This window comes from Bacillus sp. HMA207 (assembly GCF_003402455.1).
Lineage (GTDB): Bacteria > Bacillota > Bacilli > Bacillales > Bacillaceae_G > Bacillus_A > Bacillus_A cereus.
On record NZ_BEZT01000001.1, the window covers coordinates 1,288,246 to 1,313,732 of the forward strand.

Genomic DNA, 25,487 nt, shown 5'->3' on the forward strand with positions numbered 1-25,487 from the left:
AAAACGAGGATAGATGTAGCAGAAATTTTGCTATTATCTATCTTTTTTTGATATAAAATGCACGGAAAGTCAAGCGTTAATTTTACATGGAATGGATATATGTGTGAACGTTACCTTATTTTTTCTCAATACAGGACAAAAAGTAAAAATAGTAAAATAATGGAGCGGGACACTAAAAATGTAAGGTAGGGGAGAGCATGAAAGGCTATTCAAAGAAAATGTTAGTAGGGGTAAGTTTTGCTAGTTTAATGTTAGGGAGTTTTCAAGGGGGAAGTTTGGCAGAAGATACTAAGGGAGAGCAAGTTTCTTATCGAAATGTGCTCAAAATGGAGCCAGTCGGTGTACAACTACCAGTACAAGAATTAGCTCATTCATCGAAAGTGCTCGAAAGCAAGTCTTTTGAGAAAAGGCTACAATTTGCCGATTTATCACAAAGACCACCTGAGGTGAAAAAAGAAAGTAAGCAATTAGCTGTAGCGAAAACTTATACAATTGCTGAATTAAATCAATTAAGCAATCAGCAGTTAGTAGATTTACTTGTAACAATTGATTGGGAGCAAATTACGGGGCTATTTCAGTTTAATACAGACAGTCTAGCATTCTATCAAAATGATAGTAGGATGCAGGCGATTATTGATAAATTGAAGCAGCAAGGACAAGCCTATACGAAGGATGATTCAAAAGGGATTGAGACATTAGTGGAGGTATTACGTTCAGGATTTTATTTAGGATTTTATAATTCGGAACTTAGTAAATTAAATGAACGGAGTTATCATGATAAATGCTTACCTGCATTAAAAGCGATAGCTAACAATTCAAATTTCAAGCTGGGTACATTAGAGCAAAATAGAGTAGTATCATCATACGGAAAGTTAATAGGAAACGCTTCGAGTGATGTGGAAACGATAACATCAGCTGCAAAGATTTTTAAACAATATAATGATAATTTTTCTACATTAGTAGATAATCTTTCAGCTGGAAATGCTATTTACGATATTATGCAAGGTGTTGATTACGATATTCAATCGTATTTGTACGATACGAGGAAAGCACCGAAAGATACAGTATGGTATCAGAAAATAGATAGTTATATTAATGAATTAAGTCGTTTTGCATTAATGGGAACGATTACAGCAAAAACCGGTTGGCTTATTAATAATGGCATTTATTATACAGGTAGACTCGGTACGTTCCATAGTACAGGAACGAAAGGGTTACAAGTTGTAACAGATGCGATGAAAATATATCCATATTTAGGGGAGCAATATTTCGTAGCTGCTGAGCAAATTGCAACGAATTATGGCGGAAAAGATGCAAATGGTAAAGTGGTGAATTTAGATCAAATAAGAGAAGATGGAAAGAAAAAATATTTGCCAAAAACGTATACGTTTGATGATGGGGCAATTGTTTTAAAAGCTGGAGATAAAGTGACAGAAGAAAAAGTAAAACGTTTATATTGGGCGGCAAAAGAAGTGAAGGCACAATTCCATCGTACGGTTGAAAGTGATCAACCTTTAGAAAAAGGAAATCCTGATGATGTATTAACGATGGTTATTTATAATAGCCCAGCGGAATATCAATTTAATCGTCAATTGTACGGATATGAAACGAATAACGGTGGTCTTTATATAGAAGGAACAGGTACGTTCTTTACTTATGAGCGTACACCAGAAGAAAGTATTTATAGTTTAGAAGAATTATTCCGGCACGAGTTCACGCATTATTTACAAGGTAGATATGAAGTACCAGGGTTATGGGGACAAGGAAAAATATATGAAAATGAAAGATTATCTTGGTTTGAAGAAGGAAATGCTGAATTTTTTGCAGGGGCAACGAGAACGGATAATGTTGTACCGAGAAAGAGTATTATAGGAGGGTTATCTTCAAACCCAGCAGAGCGTTATACGGCAGAGCGAACGTTAAATGCAAAGTATGGAACGTGGGATTTCTATAATTATTCCTTTGCTTTACAATCGTATATGTACAATAAGAGATATGATATGTTTGATAAAATACATGATCTTATTAGGAAAAATGATGTAACAGCATATGATGCATATCGCTCTACATTAAGTAAAGATGCGAATTTAAATAAAGAATATCAAGACTATATGCAAATGCTAGTTGATAATCGTGAGAAATATAATGTGCCATTAGTATCAGACGATTATTTAGCGAATCATGCATCGAAGCCAGTTTCAGATATTGCAGCAGAAATAACAGCGGAAGCAAAATTGAAAAATGTATCAGTGAAGAAAAATAAATCACAGTTCTTTAATACATTCACACTACAAGGAACATATACAGGAACTGCAGCAAAAGGAGAATATGAAGATTGGAAAACAATTACACAAAACGTTAATGATACGTTAAAACGTTTAAGTGCAAAGGAATGGACAGGCTATAAAACAGTAACAGCATACTTCGTAAATTATCGCGTGAATGCATCAGGACAATTTGAATATGATGTTGTGTTCCATGGTATTAATACGGAAGAAGGGGCAGAGAATAAAGCACCAGTTGCGGTTATAAACGGTCCGTATAGTGGAAATGTAAATGAAGCAATTTTATTTACAAGCAACGGATCAAAAGATGAAGATGGGAAAATTATTTCATATAAATGGGAGTTTGGTGATGGAGCAGTAAGTAATGAGCAAAATCCAACTCACGTATATACAAAAGAAGGAGCATATACGGCTAAATTAACAGTAACAGACGATAAAGGAGCAACTAATACTGCTACAGCGACTGTAACTGTTCAAAAGAAAGAAGATAACAGTGTAGAAAAAGAACCGAATAACTCATTCCAAACAGCAAACAAATTGCAGTTAAATCAAGTTTTACGTGCTAGTTTAGGAAATGGCGATACAAGTGATTTCTTTGAAATTAATGTGGAGACTGCTAAAAACCTTCAAATTAACGTAACGAATGAAAATAATATTGGAATGAACTGGGTACTTTATTCTGAAGCAGATTTAAATAATTATGTTACGTATGCTCAGCAACAAGGGAATAAATTAGTAGGTAGCTACTACACGTATCCAGGGAAGTATTATTTACATGTGTATCAGTATGGCGGGGGGACAGGGAATTATACGGTAGAAGTGAAGTAGTAGAAGGGGAGTTGTCTTTTTCGATGAATGGAAAAAGGTCTGTACTTTAATGAAAAAACAACTGCAGGAAATGTCACTAGTGATAATAACAAATTAAGTGTCGCGAGATATTATATTTACATTAAACAAATCTAATCAGTAAATGAGATAAAATCGATGAACTAGTATTTCATCACGATGTAAGAAAAGTTATAAATATTAAGTGCGTTTAATGTAGTTAAACTAAAGGATCAGAGTGTATCTGTAACAATAGATAAGCTCTGATCCTTATTATATTTAATTAACGCATATGAATTTAAGATAATTAATAAGTAAGCTAGCTAGCGGGATTCTTAAAATTCATTTATGTAATTAACTAAACAGAAAATTGTTATCACATTAGCAAGGGATACTAATAGAAAAGCGTGTCCCTTTACCTAATTCACTCTCTATTTCTATATCTCCGTTTAATTCTCTAATAATACTATAAGCAATCATAGTACCAAGCCCAGTTCCTTTTTCTGTTGTTGAATAGAATGGCAAAGCAATTCGTTTTATTTGTTGAGATGACATCCCAATTCCTGAATCAATAATATCAATTATGATATTTCCTTTTACTTTTTGTATATTTATTTGTAATAATCCACCATTTTTCATAGCCTCAATTCCGTTTTGGATGATGTTGTTTAGACAGAGTTTGAATTTTTCGGGGTCCCCATTTATATAAAAGGAATCTGTACTATTTTGTTTGATTTCAACTTTGTATGATAGAGCGAGTGGTGAAATAGTATCTTTCACCTGATTTAAAATGTGATTAATATCTATTTTTTCTTTTAGGGTATTCTGTGGTTTGGTTAAAGATAAATAGTTATTAATAGTAGATTGTATTTGCTGCATTTCAATTAACATGATTTCTAAGTATTGATCCTGAGATAGCTTAGAGGCATGTTTTTCATTTAATAATTGAGTGAATCCATGTACCGTGGTTAGTGGATTGTGGATTTCGTGTGCAATTGACGCTGCTAGTTCGCTAGCTATATAAAATTTTTCAGCCCGTTGCAGTTTTTCTTTCATTTTATATTTCTCAATCATTTCCTCTATAAAATAAACTGATAATAATACTGTGAAAATATTAATGATTATATAATTTAATAAAAATTCTATGAGAGTAGAGTCTATTTTACCTCCTGTATTTATTTGAGTTACAATACCGCAAATAGAAAGGGAAGCTGTACATACTAAAATAAGAAGTAAGCTTAATAATATCTTTTTTTCTTTAAAATACATAGGTAATAAGTAACGAAAGAGCATTGTTATAACAGAAATGATAGTAAAGATAATAAATGATGGAAGAACGCCATTTCCGCCTAAGTAAAACCGGTAAGAAAGATATAAAATTCCTATAAAAACAATGTTTTTTGTATTTCCATATAGAAAAACTAATATTATAGGAATAAAACGTAAATCATAAATAAATCCCACATGTAAATGAAAAGGAAAAGTCATACAAAAAATAATAGCAATGGAGGAAAGGATAGAAAATAACATATTATTACATGTTATTTTTTCTTTAAACTCTAGCCAAAATACGTGATAGCTAAGGATACAAATTATTATAATAAAGGTATTTAATAAAAGAGTAGAAATTCCCATAGTTTTGCATCTCCGATAGTTTGTAAGTAGAATTATGTATGAGTTGGACATAGATGTTTAGTATTAGTAGACTTTTTATCTAAAAAAGGAAGGGTACTTGAAAAGTGCTGTTATATTACTCGTATTAAAATTGATAAGGAAAATAGAAAAAATAATAGATAAAAAATCTATTTAAATTTATGTATATATGAAATTATAAACTAACTTTTGTATAGGTGAAATTTGGATTGAGTTACTGATAAAATAAGTCTTTTTAAGTATGAATATTCTGTGAAAATGATATGCGTGGTGACTCCTGTTTTGTAGCCTTCGTTATATTAACATGGAATATATCAAATTACAAAGTGAAATTTTAGAAAAATTTTATTAGTACATTTTATCTGAAATAGAAATGCTATTTATTTGAGTATTTTGGTACTTACTCGTAGAAAACTTTGTTAGAAAAAGATTTTAAAATTTACATGTTTTTTATGAAGTGTAATATTGTAGCTTTATCTATGTGGCTTTCTCAATAACTATTAAGGCGTAAAGTTAAAATATATAGGTTTATAGATATGAATTATTACATAAAAGCGCACTTAAAAAAGGATGTATGATGGTAATAGAATACAAACATCAAGGGGGAACTTAAAATGAAGTTAAATAAACTAGTGCTTAGTTGTGGAGTAGTTTCAGCATTAACACTTGGTGTGTTAGGGAATAATACTTATGCTGAAGAAGTACACAAAACGAACGATCCAATTCATGTAGTTGAACATGTTTCTGCAGACTTATTATTAACCCAAACAATGGATTATAGTGGCGAAGCTGTAACTTCTTTCGTATATGATGGGAGTGCTGACTTAAGCTTCTCTATGAAAAATAATGGTCAAAATACAATGGGATATAGTGTAAAAGGTCCAAATACAGAGCTAATTGTTGGTGGTTATATAAAACCTGGAGAACAACAAATTAATGTTACAAATGTACGGAATGCTTTATCTTCATTACCGAATGGAACATATAAAATTTACGTTTCAAATGATGATGGTTCTAAGGGGCAATTCCAAGTTTCAGTAAGATCTATGAATTAAATTTAAAACGCTATGCTTTTAAGTTAATTTAATCTTTACTTATCGGAAAGAAGCTAAATTGAATTGAGAATTACCGATAAAAATAAAAACGAGCACCTTATCTAATTGAGAGGGTGTTCGTTTTTTGCTATTAAACAGAAAATAATTATAAATATATTTTGATATTCCCATTGCTAACCTACTAGATTGTGTCAACGAGAGAATGTCTACTATAAAAGATAGTAAAATAAAGATGATGGAACATTCCGCTAAATTATATGGGGAAATAGAAAAACCACCCTTATATGAGTGGTTTTTAGTAATTATTTTTAGGTTATACATTTAAAATTAGGCTAAGTTATAGAAATAATAAACATTTAATCCGTTGTTATTATTTTGGTTCTGGATAATGATTGTAGTATGAGATTCTAATAAATTCTTGGTAGACATTTGTTAATTTGGCATCTCTAAGAGCATCGTTGAATTTTTGCATACGTACACTCCCTTGAGCGTAGCCTCCACCTGGAGTATAAGGGTTTCTAGCTTCAAAGTCATCCAAAAATACTTTTAATTTTTTATAGTCTTGAGATTGATAGAAAGCCACGGCCTCTTCAGGAGTGACATCAAAGTAAGAGGATGACGTTGAGTTATAAGAAGCTGCTTGAGCAGTAGGTGCCTCTAGCATAGTTGCAGCTCCACCGAACATAGTAAGCGCCATAGAAGATACAATAATTTTTTTAAACATAATAAAACCTCCATGTAGAATATTAGATTAATAGTAATCCTGTAATCATTATAGTTACAATGAAAATGATTATCAAATGCAATATTGCATAATATATCCCGTTATTTTTGGGCAGTAAGACTCCCGCCCAAAAATTCAATGAAAGCAAAGAAGTTAGGTGGGAATCGGGCAGATTAAAGTTTCATTTTATTCTTTGAACGAGAAGTCACCTTTATATTTAAATGGAGGAGTGTAATAGATTAAAAGAGGTGTATAAATTACTCAGGTTAACAAAAAAATGAAAAGGCTATTTTAAATAGGGGAAAGCTTAATAACTGGAGTAAAGGAATTGCTATTTATATATTTAACATACAAATTTGTCTTTTAAATTGTAGGCGTGTTTTAGAATTTGTATATAGTAAATTCGTTAAAAAACTTGATAAATAATAAAATGTGTAAATTTTTTGACTATTTTATTAAAATTATTTAATATTTGTAATTTATTGTTTTATAATGATAATTGGGTCGATCGTGAATGTTTTAGATATTGCGATATATACTCGGATTAATTTATTCTAGGGAGGTTACAAAATTGGGTAAGAGAGTCATTATAAGAGTTTTTACATTATTATCAGTACTGGCATTATTCCTTAATGTATTTTTACCTAGGGCTAGTGCAGAGGTTATGACGCATGAGAAATATTCAATGGACTGGAGTTATAGTAATAGTCTAGGTAAGTACATTCGCACTGAAATGATTAAAAATTCAAGTGGTCAAATTGCTTATTGCTTAACCCTTGGATTAAAATCACCAAATGGTGAAGATCTTCCTGAAATGGGGAAAACAGATAATGTAGTATATAGAGTCTTATTAAATGGTTTCCCGCAAAAAAGTGCTGAACAGCTGGGAGTAGCTAATAAAAATGAAGCGCATTATGCAACGCAACTTGCGGTTTGGAATGCATTAGGTCAACTCGATGTAAATGAATTAAAACATGAGAATAAAAATGTTGAAAAAGCAGCTAAGGCTATTATTAGTAATGCTAACAATAGTGAAGAGACTCAAGATGTTTTTATGAATGTGATTCCTGCTGAAAAGCAAAAAGCAGAATTAAAGGGTGAATTCTTCGAAACAAATCTATATTCAGTACAAACAAATGCTAAGAGTGGTTCTTATAAGGTAGTAGCGAAAAATGCACCTAATGGAGTTAGAATTGTTAGTGAAAATGGAGAAGTGAAAGATCAGCTTTCAGTTGGAGAAAAATTTCGTATCCAAATTCCTAAGAATACAAAAACGGGTGAATTTAATTTAAGTGTTGCTGCTAATTTAACTAAAGTTCAAGCAATTGCTTATCGTGGTACGGATACTGTTCAGAATGCTACAGTACTATTAGAGAGAAATGAAGAAAAGCTTAGTAGTGATCTTGCAGTAAATTGGGAAGCAGCTGGTTCTTTAAAAATTAAAAAGGTTGGAGAAAATGGAGAAGTTTTAGCTGGTGCAGTATTTGAGGTCTTTAATGCAAATAATGAATCAGTCGGAAAAATCACGACTGGTGCTGATGGTATGGCAGAATTAAACAACTTACCAATTGGTACTTACACATTAAAAGAAATTAAAGCACCAACAGGCTATGTTTCAGATGATAAACCACAAACTATTGAAGTTAAGACAGGGGAAACAGGAGCTGTCCAAATAGTAAATAACAAAGTAAAAGGTAACATCGAAATTAAAAAGCTTAGTGATTCAGGAAAGATTTTACCAAATGTTGAATTCACAGTCTTCACTGAAGATGGAAAAGAAGTGAAAAAAGTAGTAACAAAAGAAAATGGAATTGCAAACGTTGAAGGTCTTACGTATGGTAAATATTATTTCTTAGAGACAAAAACACCTAATGGATATATTGGAAATAAAACAAAGTATCCTTTTGAAATTAAAGAGCACAATAAAACACTTACTTTTACAGTGGAAAATACCGAAGTGAAAGGTAGTGTAAAATTACTAAAAGTAGATAATGAAGATATTAGTAAAAAATTAGAAGGTGCAGCATTCGAGCTAAAAGATGCAAGTGGAAAAGTAGTTGGGGAATATAAGACAGATAAAAATGGTGAGATTAACGTCAAAGATTTAGCGTATGGTAAATATTCATTTGTAGAAAAGGCTTCTCCAAATGGTTACGTTCTTGTTAAAGAACCGATTGCGTTCGAAATAAAGGAACATGGAAAGATTATTGAGTTATTGGCAGTTAATCATCTTATCAAAGGTGATCTAGAAATTACAAAGGTAGATGTAGCTGATGGAAATAACAAGCTTCCAAATGCAGAATTTACAATTTATAACGAAGCAGGAAAAGAAGTAGTAAAAGGTAAAACAGATGATAAAGGTATCGCTAAATTTGAAAAGTTACCATTTGGAAAATACACATATAAAGAAACTGTTGCACCAAACGGTTATATCTTAAATGAAGAGACGTTTTCTTTTGAAATTAAAGAGAATGGTCAAATCATTAAACACATTGTCAAAGATGAGAAGATTCCTTCAATTAAAACAACAGCATCTGATAAAAAAGATGGTACAAAAGAAATGCACACTTCTAAGTCTGTAACAATCCAAGATAAAGTGGAATTCAAAGACCTACAAGTAGGTAAAGAGTACACTTTAAAAGGTAAATTAATGGATAAAAAGACTAATAAACCATTCGTTGTAAATGGTAAAGAAGTAACTGCTGAAACGAAGTTTACACCAAAAGAAGCAAATGGTTCTATTACATTAGACTTCACATTTGATGCAACTGGTTTAGAAGAAAAAGAAGTAGTAGTATTTGAAGAGTTACTGAAAGACGGAAAAGTTGTTACGACACATGCTGATATCAATGATAAAGGTCAAACAGTTAAGTTCGTTAAGCCATCAGTAAAAACGACAGCAACAAACAAAGCTGATGGTGGAAAAGAGATTCATTCAAAGGATTCTATCACTATTCAAGACAAAGTGGAGTATACTAACTTAGTTGTAGGTAAAGAGTACACTGTAAAAGGTAAACTAATGAACAAAGCTATTAACAAACCATTATTAATTGATGGAAAAGAAGTAACAGCTGAAACGAAGTTTACTGCAAAAGAAAAGAATGGGTTTGTAACATTAGACTTTACTTTTGTTGGTGCTGAACAGCAAGGAAGAGAAGTAGTCGTGTTTGAAGATTTATTACATGAGGGTCAAGTAATTGCAACTCATGCTGACATTAACGATGTAGGTCAAACAGTTCGATTTGTAGAACCTTTTATTAAAACGGCAGCAACAAACAAAGCTGATGGTTCTAAAGAGTTAGATGCTTCTAAATCTGTAACAATCCAAGATAAAGTGGAATACAAAGACTTAATCGTGGGTAAAGAGTACGTTGTAAAAGGCAAACTAATGGATAAAGCAACAAACAAGCCATTATTAGTTGATGGTAAAGAAGTAACAGTAGAATCTAAGTTTACTGCTAAAGAGAAAAATGGTTCTATCACACTAGATTTCACATTTAATGCTTCTGCATTACAAGGTAAAGAAGTAGTAGTATTTGAAGAACTGTATCAAGATAATATATTAGTAGCTATTCACGCTGAAATTGAAGATAAGGGACAAACAGTGAAATTTAAAGAAGTAAAACCAGAGCAACCAAAACCAGAACAGCCGAATCAAGATAAAAATACTCCAACTACAGAACAACCAAAAGAGCAACCACAATCTAAGAAAGAAGTTCAATCTAAAATTGGATGGTTACCGCAAACAGGTACTAATCTTACAAGTTGGATTTCTATGGCTGCAGGAGCATTACTGTTAATTGCTGGTGGAGTTATTTTCTTAAAACGTAAAAATGCATAAAAACTAAAAAATAAGCACATCTGTTTTTATAACAAGATGTGCTTATTTTTATCATTTTAGCCAAGAAGACTCCTATATTTAAGCGTGAATGGCATTTAAAATAGCAACTTTATTTGTAGTAAACAATACATAATTTTGTTTTACTGTTTTAATTAAAATACGGTCTGTTGTCCCATAAGCTGTTCCAATACGTATTACATCTACTTCTTCAACACCAGCATAGGTAGCATCTTCGGTAACCTCAATCACATCACGTAATGGAATTGTAATCTCCGCCAATTGCCATGAAATAATTAACTCTTCATTTGTTTTTTTGACATTAATGCCTAGCATTATACCAAGACCTTTCAATAATAATAATAATATGCTAAACTTCTAATCTTATTATATAAATTTTTAGATTATTTATCTATATATAGGAATAGAATTTATTTCTATTTATGAGCATCTTAATGATGTCAAACAAATAGAAGGATATACAGTCTTTCTATTAAGAAATATGTTAAGAACAAAATTTTACTTCAAATTAATATGAATTTGATATGGTTGAGATATTATGAACGAGAAACAGTAAGAGTTGCAGGAAGGAAATGAATAATGAGACTTAAATTAGTAGGGATTTTCATTTGTGTAATTATGATGTTAGGTATCTTTATAATTTACACCAATCAATCTATTGCTAAAGAACCAGATAAGATGAACTATGAATCTCGTGAAAACTTCATAAATAAAGAGAAAGATAGTAGAGGAAAAAGGCAATCAAAATACAATGAAAGTTCTTTTGCTAGTATACAGGCTGTAGTTAATAAGGAATATGGATTACCCGAAGACTTAGTGGACAGGATTGTTACTGCATTAACAGATAAACCTAATGTATAAATTATTCAGTGTTTATGAATTCTATTATTACTATTTAAAGCCTAATTTCTCAATGTATTGTAGAGAAATTAGGCTTTTTTTATCAATTCATTAAAGTTTTTATAATTCAAGGACTCAAGTTAATGATTATATTTTCAAGTATTCGTTTTGAGCTACATAGATATAGTTTTCGTTGCAACTGTTTGTTGAAATATTTTATCATGCTCAACAATAACCATTGTGGGATTAAATTGTTGAATAAGTTCTTCAATCTGCATACGGGAATAGATATCTATAAAATTTAGTGGTTCGTCCCATATATATATATGAGCTTTTTCACATAAACTTTTAGCGATAAGCAGTTTTTTCTTTTGTCCACCAGAATAATGAGATATATCTTTTTCAAATTGAATTCGGTCAAAGTCCATCTTACTTAGGATGGACTTAAATAAGGTTTCATCAATCTTGTGCTCTTCAATAAAGCCTGATAGCGATCCCTTCAAATGAGAAGTATCTTGTTGGACATAGGAAATGATGAGTCCTGTACCTAAAGTAACTAAGCCTGTATGCTGTATCGGATGTCCTAGAATTAGTTTTAGGATACTACTTTTTCCGCTCCCATTCGTTCCATCAAGTACAATTCGGTCACCTTGTTCAACTATGAAGCTAATCGGCTCATTCACAATTTGATCATTGTACTTAACGGACACGTCAACTAAAGTAATCAATTCATTTGATTTAAATTGTAGTTGTTCCAATTTTAATGATTCAGTTTTCTCCACATTTTTTAGTAATTTTGATTTTTCCTCAATAGCTTTTTGTTGCCTTGATTCAAGGTTTTTTGCTCTTTTCATCATCTTGGCTGCTTTATGTCCTACAAACCCCTTATCCAACTTAGAGCCTGAATTCCTCGTTCCATTTTTGGAAGCTTCCACGTCATGAGACCAACTTGCTGAACGTTTGGAAGACTGTTTTAATCGCCCTATGTCTTTTTGTAGACGCTCATTTGTAGCCTTCTCGTGTTCTTGCTGTCTATCAAAATTTAACTTCCAAGAAGAATAGTTACCACTTTGAACTTCAATATTTGCTCTATTAATAGATAGGATATGGTCAACGCACCCATCTAAAAAGATTCTGTCATGTGAAATTAAAATAAATCCTTTTTTCTTCCTTAGATAATCGGAGACTATCTTTCGTGCATCTGTATCTAAGTGATTTGTTGGTTCATCAATTAATAGAAATTGACCCGCATTTAAAAACAGTGCAGCAAGCAACACTTTTGTTTGTTCCCCATTTGATAATGTTTTAAATGGTCTGTACATGACCTCAGCATCAACATTTAAATAGGATATCTCACGTAGAAGTTCCCAATCTGCGGCTTGGGGACAAATTTCTTCAAGGATTTCATGAGTGAATTTGTTCTTATCTGAAACAGAGTAGGGGAAGTAATTGAATTCTACTGAAGCAAGGATTTTCCCGCTATACTCATAATTCCCTAACAATAAATTAAAGAATGTCGTTTTACCTCGTCCGTTTCTACCAATAAATCCTAGCTTCCAATCCGTATCTATTTGGAAGTTTACACTTTCAAAAATATTATCAAAGCTACCTGGGTATGAAAAAGTTAAGTCTTGGACCTTTATCATTGACATAATAATTCCTCCTTTATATATCGAAACGTTTCATATAAAGTCGGAACATCCATCCATTTTTTAATTCCTCTATATAAGTTTGATGGATATTAACGACTTATATAGAGCATTACATGTGTAACAATAGTATCTGAAGTACTCATTTTTCTCGCTCCTTTATTTGTGAAGTACATTTAACAATTAGTAAGTTTCAACTAAGACAAACGGGAATAAAAAAATCCCCCAATTTGTAATCGGAAGGATTAGTCTTTCGTCTATACTTAATAAGTACTTATTAATCATTTGAATCATGACAAATAAAGTATGAACTGAATTTTAAAAATGGATAGACTAACCCTATATTTTGTAGTTTGAAGTTATAAAATTCAACTTAAAATATAAATTAGTTAATCATTATTCATCCATCATTCCTTTCATAATTCTATTTTTAGAGTAACATTCTTTTTAGGGAGATGCAATATTAGCTTCAATTTCATCTAATTCTAAATCATTTATAATTCTTTGAGTAAGGAGATAAAACTTTACCGCCCTTTTTATAAACATCACATTTTTGTTCAATAGGTCATGTCTTTTGTCCGTTAAAAAGGGAGGATATGAAATTGACATCAACTTTTTGTGTAACTATAATAGTTACGGTTGGTTTCGTAAACTAATTTGAATTTCTATTTTAATGATAGTATATTTTCATTCCTTTTTAAGTGTGACAGATAGCAACTATAATCCAATAGAGGAGTAGATTCTATCTCATATGTAAAGAGTAGATAAGTTGTACCCGCCAAATTTACGATGCTCAAATACTTAAAAAATTACATTTTTCAGCTTATCCTTTTTAGAATCCTCAGTATTGATAATTGTAAACATCTACAAAAAGTTAATAAGATTGTTGTGTGTAGAAAGAAATCTTTTAAAAAGGTCATAATATGGATAATAGGTAGCACACATTTTAATTAGTAGGACTTGTGCCACCATCAAGCCATTTTTTAATAAAAGTATAGAAAAATCAAGAAGGTGAATCCATTGCGTAAACATGTATATGTGCAATTTTATGTATTGATATTGGCTTTAATAACTTATATAAGCTTTTGCTTTATATTTTTATTTGTTTTTCCGAATCATTATTTCGTATCAGATTTTAATATCCGACTATCATCTTTAGTCGTTGAAACTACTGTATTTATCTCATTACTGTATTCTATATTATCCCAAAAAATTAAGTTAGGAGTATTCTGGGTTTGCATTACTATTGCAATAGGGTGTTTTTTGATAGGGAATTTCATATCCGCTTTTCAAGTACTTAATGTAGAATTGCCAATACAAAATTTTAATATTTCTGATGTATTTCTACTGTTTTTCTTATTCTTCTTTCTTTTTGCGTTCTTTTATAAAATTATGATGGAATGTAACAAATGGGAGAAAGCGTATTTACTTTGTGATTTATGCATTGTTGTTACTGCTATTTTTACATTAGAGTGGTACCTATTTAATAAACCATCTGCAAATATTTTATTCTTATCAATTGGAGATGTTTTTCTCTCATTTATTTTTCCGATTATAGATTTATTGCTTCTATTACTTGGAGTTACACTGATCTTTCGACCTGCTATTTTCAATGCAAAAAGTAAATTGTTTATTTTTATCCTAGTATTAACTGGATTGGCTATTACGGACTATTTGTATTTTTACTTACAAGGTGATTTGTCAGAGCGTTCAGTTATATTTTTAAGGTGTTTGTATAGAGTTTTCCTATTATTTATCGCTATTGCTGCTACAATCCCAAAGAATACTTCTTCTAAAAGAAATTATTTTATTATTCATCCGACATTTGGAGAGAAACTTCTTGGTATATTCCCTTATCTTGCAGTTGCAGTCTTAATTGGCTTTACTTTGAAAGAGCAAACTTCTTCAGCTACATTAATTACGGGAAATTGTATTGCTTTTGTATTTGTACTGATTCGTCATACAATCGTACGAATGCAAAACAAAGAGTTAACTAAAACATTAAAAGTGTTTAATAATCAATTAGAACAAACAGTATCTCAAAGAACAAGGGATTTAATAAATAAATCTAATGATTTATTAAAAAATCAAGAGAGATTTAAGTCATTATATGAGTATCATCCGGATCCTATTTTAACGATTGATTCAAACGGTATCGTATTAAATATAAATCAGGCTGGAAGTATGTTATTAGGAAAAGAAAGTGCTGCATTGATAGGGAAAGAGTGCTTCTCTATTTTTTTAGATGAAGATAAATCTGAATTGGAAGTAGCTATAAAGAAAGGGAAACGATGTAGTTCATCTTCACTACAGTTACGTGTGAAAAATAACAATGAGAAGGATATACTCTTTTGGTATGTCACTATAGTTCCTATTATGATAGAAGGACAAACCTTTGGGAGCTATGTAATGGTAAAAGACATAACAAGGATGAAACAACAACAGGAAGAGATAAATTACCTTGCATTCCATGATACGGTGACGGAGATTGGAAATCGTATATTCTTCCAACAAGAATTAGATAGATCTATTAAGCGTGCACAAAAAACACAGGATAAGTTTGGGCTCCTGTATATTGATTTAAATCGCTTTAAGACTATTAATGATACATTGGGTCATTCGATTGGTGACAAGGTTTTAAAAGAAGTTGCCAAACGTTTTAGGACATGTCTGTCACCGACTATTCCTCTAGCAAGAATAGGTGGTGATGAGTTTGCGATCATTGTCCATAACCAAACAGAGCAACAGCTATTGGATTTGTGTAAAACTCTATTTCGTATAACTGAAGAACCATTTGTAGTAAATCAGCATAGTTTTTACTTATCTCTTAGTATAGGAATAGCAGTGTATCCATTTGGAGGAATAAATACTACTACACTTTTACAACACGCTGATATCGCTATGTATAGCGCAAAGGAAAAAGGTAACAATGCTGTTTGTATGTATGACGAGACATTATCTCAAAAAGTAACTCGTCGATTACGATTAGAACAGGATTTACCAAATGCAATTGAAAATAATGAGTTGTTTTTATTGTATCAACCACAAATTGATAGTAAGGCAGGTAAGGTTATTGGTGCAGAGGCTTTAATACGTTGGCAACATCCAGAGCTTGGGCTGATTTCTCCTTTTGAGTTTATACCTATCGCAGAAGAAACGGCGCAGATTATTTCAATTGGGAAGTGGACGTTACAGAAAGCGTGTCAACAACTGAAAGAATGGCATTCTGCGGGCTTTTCAAATCTAAAGATGGGGATAAATTTATCAGCTATAGAGTTTGAACAGAAAGATTTTGTTCAAACCATTATATCTACCATAGAAGAGATAGGAGTACCTGCTAATTCGATTGATTTGGAATTAACAGAGCGAATAGCAATGGTAGATGAAAAGGAAACCTTATCGAAGTTAAAAGCATTAAAATCATATGGTGTACATTTATCAATTGACGATTTTGGTACAGGTTATTCTTCATTAGCGTATCTGCCTCTTTATCCAATTGATACTTTGAAAATTCCAAGAGAATTTGTTAATAGGATTGGAACTTCTACTGATGGAGATGAAATTATACAAACCATTATTTCACTTGCTCATACTTTAAACATGAAAGTGATAGCAGAAGGGGTAGAAACGAAGGAACAATTAACAGTGTTACAACGTAATGCATGTTATCTAATTCAGGGCTATTACTACAGTAAACCTGTAAATGAAGATGAATTTATTGGTTTTTTAAGTACAATACAAAATGAATAAGTGAAAAATCAGTATATGTATGAAATAAAGTGAAAAGACGATCTATCCATATGGATTTGAACGTCTTTTCACTTTATTTTCAGTAGTTATGCAGCAAGGTTTCAGCCTTTGAAAGTAAAATAAGTATCTATATTCCTTGTATTTAGGGCTAATGGGATATGAGGTGAAAGTTGCTTCTTGTGAAACCGCATTAGGGACAGCTCGTATATTCTTAAAGCAATTTGAAAAAGCGGAAGAACATTTCAATCGTTCCATTGACCTTTTGCAAAAACATAATGAAGAAAAATTGATTTTAATAGTAAGGCATAATCTAGGACTATTATATGCAACTCAAAATTTATCTAAATTAGCAATTCGTCATTTATCAGAAGTGACAGAGAAGAATATTGCCCATTTTAAAGCATGTTCTTACAAGCGCGTGAACACTATAAGCTAAGAAAAACAAATATTGTAAAAGAACTTATTGAAAAAGGATTAGCAGTTTGTATGGAATTAGGAAATGAAGAGTATGTATATCATTTCAATATTTTACGTTCTCTTAATAAAGATGAAGCAATTAAACTCTTAGAAGAAGTGAAAAAAGTATTTCTTACTTCGAAAAGCAAGGTTTATGGGATTTCGTAGACGAATATGCAGATCTAAAAAAGGAAGAAATTATACAATAATCACATGCTATCATTTTTAATAGCTAATTAACAAAAGGACTCCAATTATGGAGTCCCTTTGTTAATGGGATAATGCTTTAGTTTATCTAATTATAACAATATTTGTAAACAGTGTAAAAGGGTCCTAGTTTGGAGGGGGAATTATTTAATCTTTTTTATTTAATAAAAGGGATGATATTTAGTTATCTGCGCTTTTTAATTATGTTTTTTATCACAATTTGAAGTAAATTTCAGTTAATCTTATTTATTTTATAGGAATTATAAGTTATACTAAAAGTAGGTGCAAAATGTACCATTTGAAAAAGAGTGCATTGCAAAAAGGAATCCGTAAAGGATTCCTTTTTTGTTTCTTTTAAAATGAAGCAACGTTCTAATTATCTCTTTCTTTTTTTATGAATGAACTACCAATGTATAAATTTAAAAGGTATTTTTGGAAAATTGCCATATTCCTGTAACAAAACAAAGGTATGTTATGTGTGTTAAATATAAAGAGAAAGAAGGAAAAGTTGTGAAAAAAGTTTTGCCAATTGTTGCGTTATTAGGCATGATGAGTTTTGGAGTACAGGAAATGAATGTAAGAGCTGATACATACCACAAGGGCGATTCAAAAATTAGTTTTTGGGATTCGAAAAGAAAGGGTACTAATTTCATGAATAGTACGTCATTACCTGAAAACTATAAAAGTGCAAAAGAAGCTAATATTGAATATGTACGTTTAGCACCTGATAAATGGGCAAAAGATAAAGATTTTCTATTTGAGGATAAACTAGATACTTCTGGAAAGGATTTTCTAATAGGTAATACAGATAACTATCGGGGATTAGTAAAGGAAGATCTAGAAAAATTAAAGGCGGATTTAGATGCCGCACAATCACAAGGAATGAAAGTCGTTCTTACAATGTTATCCTTACCTGGTGATCGATGGCGCCAATTTAATAAGAATAAGAATGACGACAGAATATGGGAAGAAGAGAAGTATCAAGAACAAGCAAGTCAATTTTGGAAGGACCTCGCTCTGGAATTAAAAGATCACCCCGCGGTGGTTGGTTATAATATTATAAATGAACCACATCCAGAAACAGCTAAAAATAATAGATATAATGATTTTTGGACGGAAGATTACGAGAAATGGTATGCAAAAGTAAAAGGAACGACAGCTGATTTAAACAGATTTTATGAAAAGGTGATTAACTCCATTCGTGAAGTGGACAAAGAAACACCGATTATTTTAGATTCAGGTTTATATGCTACTCCATGGGCCTTTAAATATTTAAAACCAGTAGAGGATAAAAAAACACTATACGCATTTCATATGTATGAACCATATGAATTAACGAGCCAAGGTGAAAAACAAAACAAGGAATATCAATATCCAGGATTAGTAAAAGTAGGGGATTTAGAGAAACCAGTAATGTGGAATAGACAGGGATTAGAGAAGTTTTTGAAGCCAGTTCAACAATGGTCTAAGAAAAATCATGTACCATCTAATCGAATTATTGCAGAGGAGTTTGGAATTAACCGTACTGTTCCAGGTGCTACCCAATACATGCAAGATCTTATTTCTATCTTTAACCAAAAAGGATGGCATAAATCATTCTATGCATTCCGTGAAGACACATGGACAGGGATGAATTATGAATTGGGAACAGAAAAAATAAAATGGGATGAAGAGGGTAAACCGATGTGTCAAGATAATTCACTCTGGGATGTAATAAAAAAAGATTTACAAGCACATAAATAGTTTAGAATATTTGTTCTAAGGACAAAAAGTAAGCATCTAATTCAAATAGAATTAGATGCTTTTTATTATAAAAAAGGTGGAGTTTTAAACAAATGTCTTTGCAATTGTATTAACCTTTAAAGTGAAAAAAGTTTTATGAATTTTTCGTGAGATCTCAACCTTTAAATGTTGTAATTTATTTACTTATTTCCCCAATTGGATATATTTCTCTAATTGGATGGAAGTTTAGAATACAGAATCAAAACATAATAGGCTGTTATCGATGAGTTTATCGTAAATTTGTTATTTAATGTGTCATCAAATAACATTTATATACAATAATACATAAAGAAAAGGAGATATTTATGAAAAAATATAGAGTAATAGACACAACTTAAATAGTATGAATAGCTTAGATTGTAAAAAAATGGAGAAGAAAACAAAAAACTTAAGAGTACTAAGGAAAAATGAGGGAGATAATATGGGGAATAATTCAAAACATAAAACTAGAAAAATACTTGCGGCCACTGCTACAGTAACTATGCTTGCGACTGGAATGATTTCTTCATCAGATGTCTTTGCGGAGCAAAAGGAGCAGCAAAAAAATTTATCGACATCACTGCAAAGTGAAAAGTCAGTTAAATCAGAAAATAGAGTATTTACGGTCCCAGGAAAAGGGGATGTTGAGGTACTGAAACAACAGGAAAGAAAAAATATGGCATTTAGTCCATATGAACCAACTGGTTTATATGCAAAGCCAAATGAACAAATAACGATTAATGTAGAAGGTAATCAAGATATTCAGGTATATATTGGAACGTATTCGTATGATGCTTCTTGGAGAGAAGATTCTAAGATAAAATCATTCACATTAAAAGCTGGTATAAACACAATCCAATCTCCAAATGGGGGGCTGATTTATTTTTATAATAAACAACAAGGTGGTACCATTCGAACAACAATCACAACAGGTGGAACGACTACGCCTTTCTTTGAACTAGGAAAGCATACGAAACAAGATTTAATAAACATGCTGGACCAGTATCCTAATGCACATGCAGTGGAGTTAAAAGGCGAACGTGTATTAATTACGGCCAGCCCTGCACGTGTTAAGAAATATTTGTTGGGTTCTAATACGGATCCTGTACAACTCTTAAAAAAGATGGATGAAGCTACTCGAATTCAAGACAAAGTAGCTGGATTATCTGAAGAACAAGTAGATAAACATTATGTTCATTACGTAGAAGAAAATCATTCTCCTGATTATTATATGTATGCAACTTCTTATCGAACAGCATATGTAGGAGATGCAATCCAATACGTGTTAGATATTAATAAATTTGTAACAGATGGATGGGGTCCTTGGCATGAGGCAGGACATTTGAGACAACAATCACCCTGGAAGTTTTATAATATGACAGAAGTACAAAATAATATATACAGCCTTTCTGTAGAAAAAGCATTTAATCAACCATCCAACTTAGAGAAAAGTGGAGTTTATCCAAAAGCGTTTCAATATCTAGAACAAACGAATAAAAATTATGACGAAATTAGTGATGTTTTTGTAAAACTTGTTATGCTCTGGCAACTACAGTTAGCGTATGGAGAGGATTTCTATCCTAAATTGCATCAATTGTATAGAGACATGCCTTCAAGTGAACTTCCACAAACTGATGAAAATAAAAAACAATTATTTATGATTTCAGCATCAAAAGTAGCCAAACAAAATTTGATTCCTTTCTTTGAGAAGTGGGGATTACGTCCAAATAACGATACCATTCAAAAAGTAGCTGCATTAGGATATCCAATTTTAACAGCAGAGATTTGGAAGGGTACGGATTCTAATCCAATTAAACCAGATATGCCTAATGTAAATAATATTTTAGAAGGAAACCAGTTTGCATGGTCACTAAAAGGAATTAGTGATTTCGAGTTTGCTAAAATTAATTTCAATAAATCGACAGAAGAAATGCAAGTAGACTTAAAAGCAGGCGTACCGCATCATTATTTTAATGAAACATATGCGAGTATTAGAGTACAAAATGCATCAGGGAAAGTAGTATACAATAAAGACATTTATGGAAATAAACAACAAAATGCTGAATCGCAAAAAGTTTCAGTCAAAGTAGGAGATTTTATTGAGTTAACACATCTAGAAGGTGTGCATAGAGCTACTCTCACAAATGTAGATAATAGTAAACAAGAGAGCTTTGGAAAAAAAGCCATGTACGAAGTTACAAAGGAAGGTCTGAAGAAAGTAAATCAAATTGTTAATCCGAAACCGGACACAGAAGCTCCAACACAGCCACAAGGATTATATGCAAGCAACCTTACTTCTAACAGTGTAGAGCTAAAATGGAATCCTTCTACAGATAATGTAGGTGTAAAAGAATATCAGGTATTACGCGATGGACAATTGATTCAAACGGTACAAGGAACGACGTTTACTGATCAAAACTTAACAGTTAATAAGGAATATAAATATGCAGTGAAGGCTGTAGATGCAGCTGGAAATACATCAATCCAAAGTGAAATTCTTCTTGTAAAAACCAAAGATCAAAATGTATCTTATGAAAAATGGGATCCAAAGAAGGCATATACAAAGGGCGATAAAGTAGAACATCAAGGGACAGTGTATGAAGCTGTTCAAAATCATCAAGGAAATGGTGACCCGAATTGGATATTTGCACTATCGTTATGGAAAGCAATTACAATCAATTAATATGTAAGAATCAGATGTAAAGATAGAACAACATCCAGTATTTTAAAGAATTACTGGATGTTGTTTGAATTTTGATAGATTTCTCTACTACGTTAGTATTCAATAATAAAAATTAGAAAAGGATGTAGATTAGTGATTAGTCAGAAAACAAAGCAAAGATTTAATAAAGTTATTATAATTACCGCAGCATGTAGCATGTTTTCTATGTTTGGAACGTCTATTTTGCACACTAAAGCTGCAACACATTCAGCTGCTCCAGCAGTTTATGTGAGTCCCCAAAATATATCTGCCTCAGATATTATTAGTATAGACTGGTCACCAGTTCAGACACCACCTTATACGTACTGGGCTGTACACAACTGGAATGCAGGTGGTGAAGCTGGAGGATATGCTGGTTTTCAACAACAAAGTGGGTTTGATGAAAATGGAAAACGTACTTTACATTTTGCCTTATGGGATCCAATTTCCTCTAAAGAAGCAATAAAGGCCGAATACTTATCTCCGAATTCGCAAGCTGGACCCTTTGGAGGAGAAGGAACAGGAATGAAGGTTCAAACAACTTATGGTTGGAAAGACTACAATTGGTACACAATGACAATGCGTTCATGGCAAGAAAATGGTCATACTAAATTTGGACAATGGATGAAAGATGTAACAAAGAATAAATGGCATCAAATTGCAATTATGGACTTTCCGGTTGCTAATGTTGTATTTAATCATGGTTTAGGAATGTTTCAAGAAGACTGGGCTGATAGTGGACAGAATGTTCGAGAAGCGCGCTTGAAAAATGGTTATAGCCGAAAATTAGTTGATAAACAATGGAGTTCTTGGAATAATCAAAGTATTTCTGGAACGCATGATAATACTTATCAATATGATGGAGGATCTACTTCAGAATATGTATGGGTCAAAGCAGGAGGTAATACGCAGTCTACTATTGGGGCAGGAAAAATATTCACGCTAAATCAACCTACTCAACCTGAAATAGGAAAACTAGATTTTGATATCCAATCTATATATTATGAAAATGAAAAATTAAATGTATCTTGGAAACTAAAAGAAAATAGTACACCGCAATTTAAGGGAAAAATTGAAATTTATAACAATGAAAATATGACGGGCCAGCCTATTAACGTAATTAATGATATTAAATCTTATCAAAATGGAATCAGTCAATCTATATCATTACCAACAAATGCTTATGCAAAAATTGTATTAACGGATATATTTGATCAAACTGTTGAGAAAAAGGTACAAATCAAAAATGAATCTCCAAACATTTTTGAAGGTAATGAATTTGCATGGTCGCTGAAAGGGATTGGAGATTTTGAATTTGCGAAAGTAAATTTAAATAAATCAACAGAAGAAATGCAAATTGATCTAAAAGCAGGTGTACCACATGACTACTTTGATAGTACATATGCAAGTATTAAAGTGCAAAACACATCAGGTAAAGTGGTCTATAACAAAGAGATTTATGGAAACAAACAGCAAAATGCTGAATCGCAGAAAGTTCCAGTCAAAGTAGGCGATTATATAGAGTTAACACATCTAGAAGGTGTACATAGAGCTACTCTTACAAATGTAGATAATAGTAAACAAGAGAGCTTTGGAAAAAAAGCCCTATACGAAGTTACAAAGGAAGGCCTGAAGAAAATAGAAAAAATGCCAGAAGCAACAATTTTAGAAGGAAACAAGTTTGCATGGTCATTAAAAGGATATAGTGATAGAGAAATTGCAAAAGTAGATTATGATGAAACGGTAGAAGAGATGAAGGTAAAACTAGAAGCAGGTGTACCACATTCCTATTTTGCTAGTACGTATGCTAGTATTAAGGTCCAGAATTCTTCTGGTAACGTTCTGTACAAAAAGGAAATCGTGGGAAATAAACAACAAAATACTGAAAGCCAAACTGTGCCCGTCAAGGTAGGGGATTACATTGAATTTACCCATATAGAAGGAGAAGCAACAAAGGAAAAAACGCGAGCAACTTTAATTAACCTTGAAAATAACAAAAATGAAACCATTGGAAAAACAGCAAGATATCAAGTTACAAAAGAAGGCTTGAAGAAAGTAGAAAAAATGCCAGAAACAACGGTTTTAGATGGAAATCATTTTGGGTGGTCATTAAAAGGATATGGTGATAGAGAAATCGCAAAAGTAGATTATAATAGGACAACAGAGAAAATGCAGGTGAACTTAGAAGCAGGCGTACCACATTCTTACTTTAATAATACGTATGCAAGTATTACAGTAAAGAGTTTAACCGGTAGTGTTGTGTACAAAAAGGAAATCGTGGGAAATAGACAACAAACTGCTGAAAGCCAAATCGTGTCCGTAAAAGTGGGAGATTACATTGAGTTTACCCATATAGAAGGGGATGCAGTAAAGGAAAAGACACGAGCTACACTTATTAATCTTGAGAATAATAAACAAGAATATATGGGCAAAAAAAGAATCTATCAAGTTACTTCAACAGGATTAAACAAAATAGATTAATATGAAAAACATTCTAAGTATTAATTAGATGCAAATAGTCGTTCATTGTGAACGGCTATTTGGCTTTTATTTAAAGAAAAGTGAAAGGAAAATACTCTCATTTTTATATATACTCTCGTTGTCATCAACTGCTATATTTTTTATCAGGGGAAAATAATTTAAAAAATGCGCTTGAGAATTGATACATGTTTAAGTGCTATAGATTTGAGAAAAAAGAAACAGAATAGTAAGGTATTTGTTGATAAACCCTTTCTTTTATTACAATATTTTACATATTTAGTATAATGTATATGAGTTCTGTATATTAAGGGAGGAATGATAATGAAAAGGCTCATAACACGTGCAAGTGGTAATACAATCTCAAAAAGGTTAGTTTTAATGGTTTTGTCGGTGGTTTTAATGATAGTGATGATTATACCATCGAATGATGTATCGGCAGCCAATCTATCAAAAGCAGGCTTACTAAAAGGCGTAAATTTATTTAATGGAAGTTGGACAGTTGCTATACAGGCAGCAAATTTACAATATGTTTCGGCTGAGCCTTCGGGAAATATAATAGCAAATCGTAATGCAGTTAATGAATGGGAGAAATTCGAATTAATTCCGACTGGGGAATTATATACGTACGCTTTAAAAGCTAAAAGTAATGGGAAGTATGTTTCGTTTGAGCCAAATGGTAGAGTAGTAGCAGATCGTACATCAATTGGTGCATGGGAAAAGTTTATTTTATATAATGGTGGAGACAATAGGATATATGTATTACAAGCACTAAGTAATGGTAGATATATATCAGCAAATGGTGGTAGAGAATTAACAGCTACTAGTTATGTAGCTGGAAGCTGGGAAAGATTTGTTATTGTATACTTCTAAACTTTGAAGTGTTATATATCTAAATGATAATGGCATGTTTAGTTGGTATAAATACCTAATACAATAAAGTTTTAAGCATGTAATACAAGTGTATATTAACGTGTAAAAGGGCTGCAAATAATTAGCAGTCCTTTTTGCATGTTAAATAAGGACTTACTGAGGTTATAATGAGAAGAAAAAGAACCCTATAGGGTTCTTTTTCAAGGCATATTAACAGTAAGGAGAATCATGAAATGCTACTTCAAATCTTTATTAGGGGAAAGATTTTGAAAAAGCTTAACATGTATTTATTTTTACATAAATGTAAGATGTAGTAAATTGGTAATATTTATACTTACTATTACTAATATTCAATTAAGATAGTTAATACT

General features: G+C 31.8%; 12 protein-coding genes and 2 pseudogenes. 10 read left to right on the forward strand and 4 right to left on the reverse strand.

Going from position 1 to position 25,487, the window contains the following annotated elements:
- Positions 1-197 precede the first annotated feature (197 nt).
- On the forward strand, positions 198-3,113 hold the full coding sequence (gene colA, locus HMAS_RS06900; protein ID WP_025708938.1) for a collagenase ColA: 2,916 nt from the start codon (positions 198-200) through the stop codon (positions 3,111-3,113).
- Between the two features lie 378 nt (positions 3,114-3,491).
- Here colA and HMAS_RS06905 read toward each other — a convergent pair whose 3' ends face one another.
- Positions 3,492-4,745, reverse strand: coding sequence for a sensor histidine kinase (locus tag HMAS_RS06905; protein WP_000513016.1), 1,254 nt, complete (start codon positions 4,743-4,745; stop codon positions 3,492-3,494).
- Between the two features lie 632 nt (positions 4,746-5,377).
- On the opposite strand from HMAS_RS06905, the gene HMAS_RS06910 reads away from it, so the two are divergent.
- Entirely contained in the window at positions 5,378-5,818 is a 441-nt protein-coding gene (locus HMAS_RS06910) for a hypothetical protein (protein ID WP_000773519.1), read from the forward strand.
- Between the two features lie 370 nt (positions 5,819-6,188).
- Here HMAS_RS06910 and HMAS_RS06915 read toward each other — a convergent pair whose 3' ends face one another.
- Complete coding sequence (locus tag HMAS_RS06915; protein ID WP_000473483.1) at positions 6,189-6,542, reverse strand: hypothetical protein; 354 nt, start codon at positions 6,540-6,542, stop codon at positions 6,189-6,191.
- A gap of 571 nt (positions 6,543-7,113) precedes the next feature.
- Here HMAS_RS06915 and HMAS_RS06920 point away from each other — a divergent pair.
- Positions 7,114-10,383, forward strand: a complete 3,270-nt coding sequence (locus tag HMAS_RS06920) for a VaFE repeat-containing surface-anchored protein (RefSeq protein WP_048558148.1) — start codon at positions 7,114-7,116, stop codon at positions 10,381-10,383.
- 78 nt (positions 10,384-10,461) lie between these two features.
- Here HMAS_RS06920 and HMAS_RS06925 read toward each other — a convergent pair whose 3' ends face one another.
- Positions 10,462-10,716 (reverse strand): hypothetical protein, encoded by a 255-nt coding sequence (locus HMAS_RS06925; RefSeq protein WP_000900695.1) that lies wholly within the window; start codon positions 10,714-10,716, stop codon positions 10,462-10,464.
- A 264-nt stretch (positions 10,717-10,980) separates the two neighbouring features.
- Here HMAS_RS06925 and HMAS_RS06930 point away from each other — a divergent pair.
- Positions 10,981-11,214, forward strand: a pseudogene (locus HMAS_RS06930) (hypothetical protein); the annotation flags it as partial.
- Between the two features lie 200 nt (positions 11,215-11,414).
- On the opposite strand, the gene HMAS_RS06935 reads toward HMAS_RS06930, so the two are convergent.
- On the reverse strand, positions 11,415-12,893 hold the full coding sequence (locus tag HMAS_RS06935) for an Lsa family ABC-F type ribosomal protection protein (RefSeq protein WP_000061794.1): 1,479 nt from the start codon (positions 12,891-12,893) through the stop codon (positions 11,415-11,417).
- A 1,017-nt stretch (positions 12,894-13,910) separates the two neighbouring features.
- Here HMAS_RS06935 and HMAS_RS06940 point away from each other — a divergent pair.
- The 6 genes and pseudogenes from HMAS_RS06940 (at position 13,911) to HMAS_RS06965 (ending at position 25,116) form a co-directional block, all read left to right on the forward strand.
- Positions 13,911-16,640 carry a sensor domain-containing protein gene (locus HMAS_RS06940; protein ID WP_116344732.1) on the forward strand — a complete coding sequence of 910 codons (2,730 nt, stop codon included), beginning with the start codon at positions 13,911-13,913 and terminating at the stop codon, positions 16,638-16,640.
- A gap of 154 nt (positions 16,641-16,794) precedes the next feature.
- Positions 16,795-17,281, forward strand: a pseudogene (locus tag HMAS_RS06945) (tetratricopeptide repeat protein); the annotation flags it as partial.
- Between the two features lie 496 nt (positions 17,282-17,777).
- Complete coding sequence (locus tag HMAS_RS06950; RefSeq protein ID WP_025966506.1) at positions 17,778-19,046, forward strand: glycoside hydrolase family 5 protein; 1,269 nt, start codon at positions 17,778-17,780, stop codon at positions 19,044-19,046.
- A 460-nt stretch (positions 19,047-19,506) separates the two neighbouring features.
- A complete protein-coding gene (locus tag HMAS_RS06955; protein ID WP_048535921.1) occupies positions 19,507-21,747 on the forward strand; it encodes a M60 family metallopeptidase in 2,241 nt (746 codons plus the stop codon).
- Between the two features lie 132 nt (positions 21,748-21,879).
- Positions 21,880-24,246 (forward strand): putative mucin/carbohydrate-binding domain-containing protein, encoded by a 2,367-nt coding sequence (locus HMAS_RS06960; protein ID WP_025966605.1) that lies wholly within the window; start codon positions 21,880-21,882, stop codon positions 24,244-24,246.
- A gap of 321 nt (positions 24,247-24,567) precedes the next feature.
- On the forward strand, positions 24,568-25,116 hold the full coding sequence (locus tag HMAS_RS06965; RefSeq protein WP_025708930.1) for a fascin domain-containing protein: 549 nt from the start codon (positions 24,568-24,570) through the stop codon (positions 25,114-25,116).
- The last annotated feature ends 371 nt before the right edge of the window (positions 25,117-25,487 follow it).

Coding starts and splice junctions, on each gene's coding strand:
- colA (WP_025708938.1), top strand. CDS start 198: ATGAAAGGCTATTCAAAGAAAATGTTAGTAGGGGTAAGTTTTGCTAGT.
- HMAS_RS06905 (WP_000513016.1), bottom strand. CDS start 4,745: ATGGGAATTTCTACTCTTTTATTAAATACCTTTATTATAATAATTTGT.
- HMAS_RS06910 (WP_000773519.1), top strand. CDS start 5,378: ATGAAGTTAAATAAACTAGTGCTTAGTTGTGGAGTAGTTTCAGCATTA.
- HMAS_RS06915 (WP_000473483.1), bottom strand. CDS start 6,542: ATGTTTAAAAAAATTATTGTATCTTCTATGGCGCTTACTATGTTCGGT.
- HMAS_RS06925 (WP_000900695.1), bottom strand. CDS start 10,716: ATGCTAGGCATTAATGTCAAAAAAACAAATGAAGAGTTAATTATTTCA.
- HMAS_RS06935 (WP_000061794.1), bottom strand. CDS start 12,893: ATGTCAATGATAAAGGTCCAAGACTTAACTTTTTCATACCCAGGTAGC.
- HMAS_RS06950 (WP_025966506.1), top strand. CDS start 17,778: ATGTGTGTTAAATATAAAGAGAAAGAAGGAAAAGTTGTGAAAAAAGTT.
- HMAS_RS06955 (WP_048535921.1), top strand. CDS start 19,507: ATGGGGAATAATTCAAAACATAAAACTAGAAAAATACTTGCGGCCACT.
- HMAS_RS06965 (WP_025708930.1), top strand. CDS start 24,568: ATGAAAAGGCTCATAACACGTGCAAGTGGTAATACAATCTCAAAAAGG.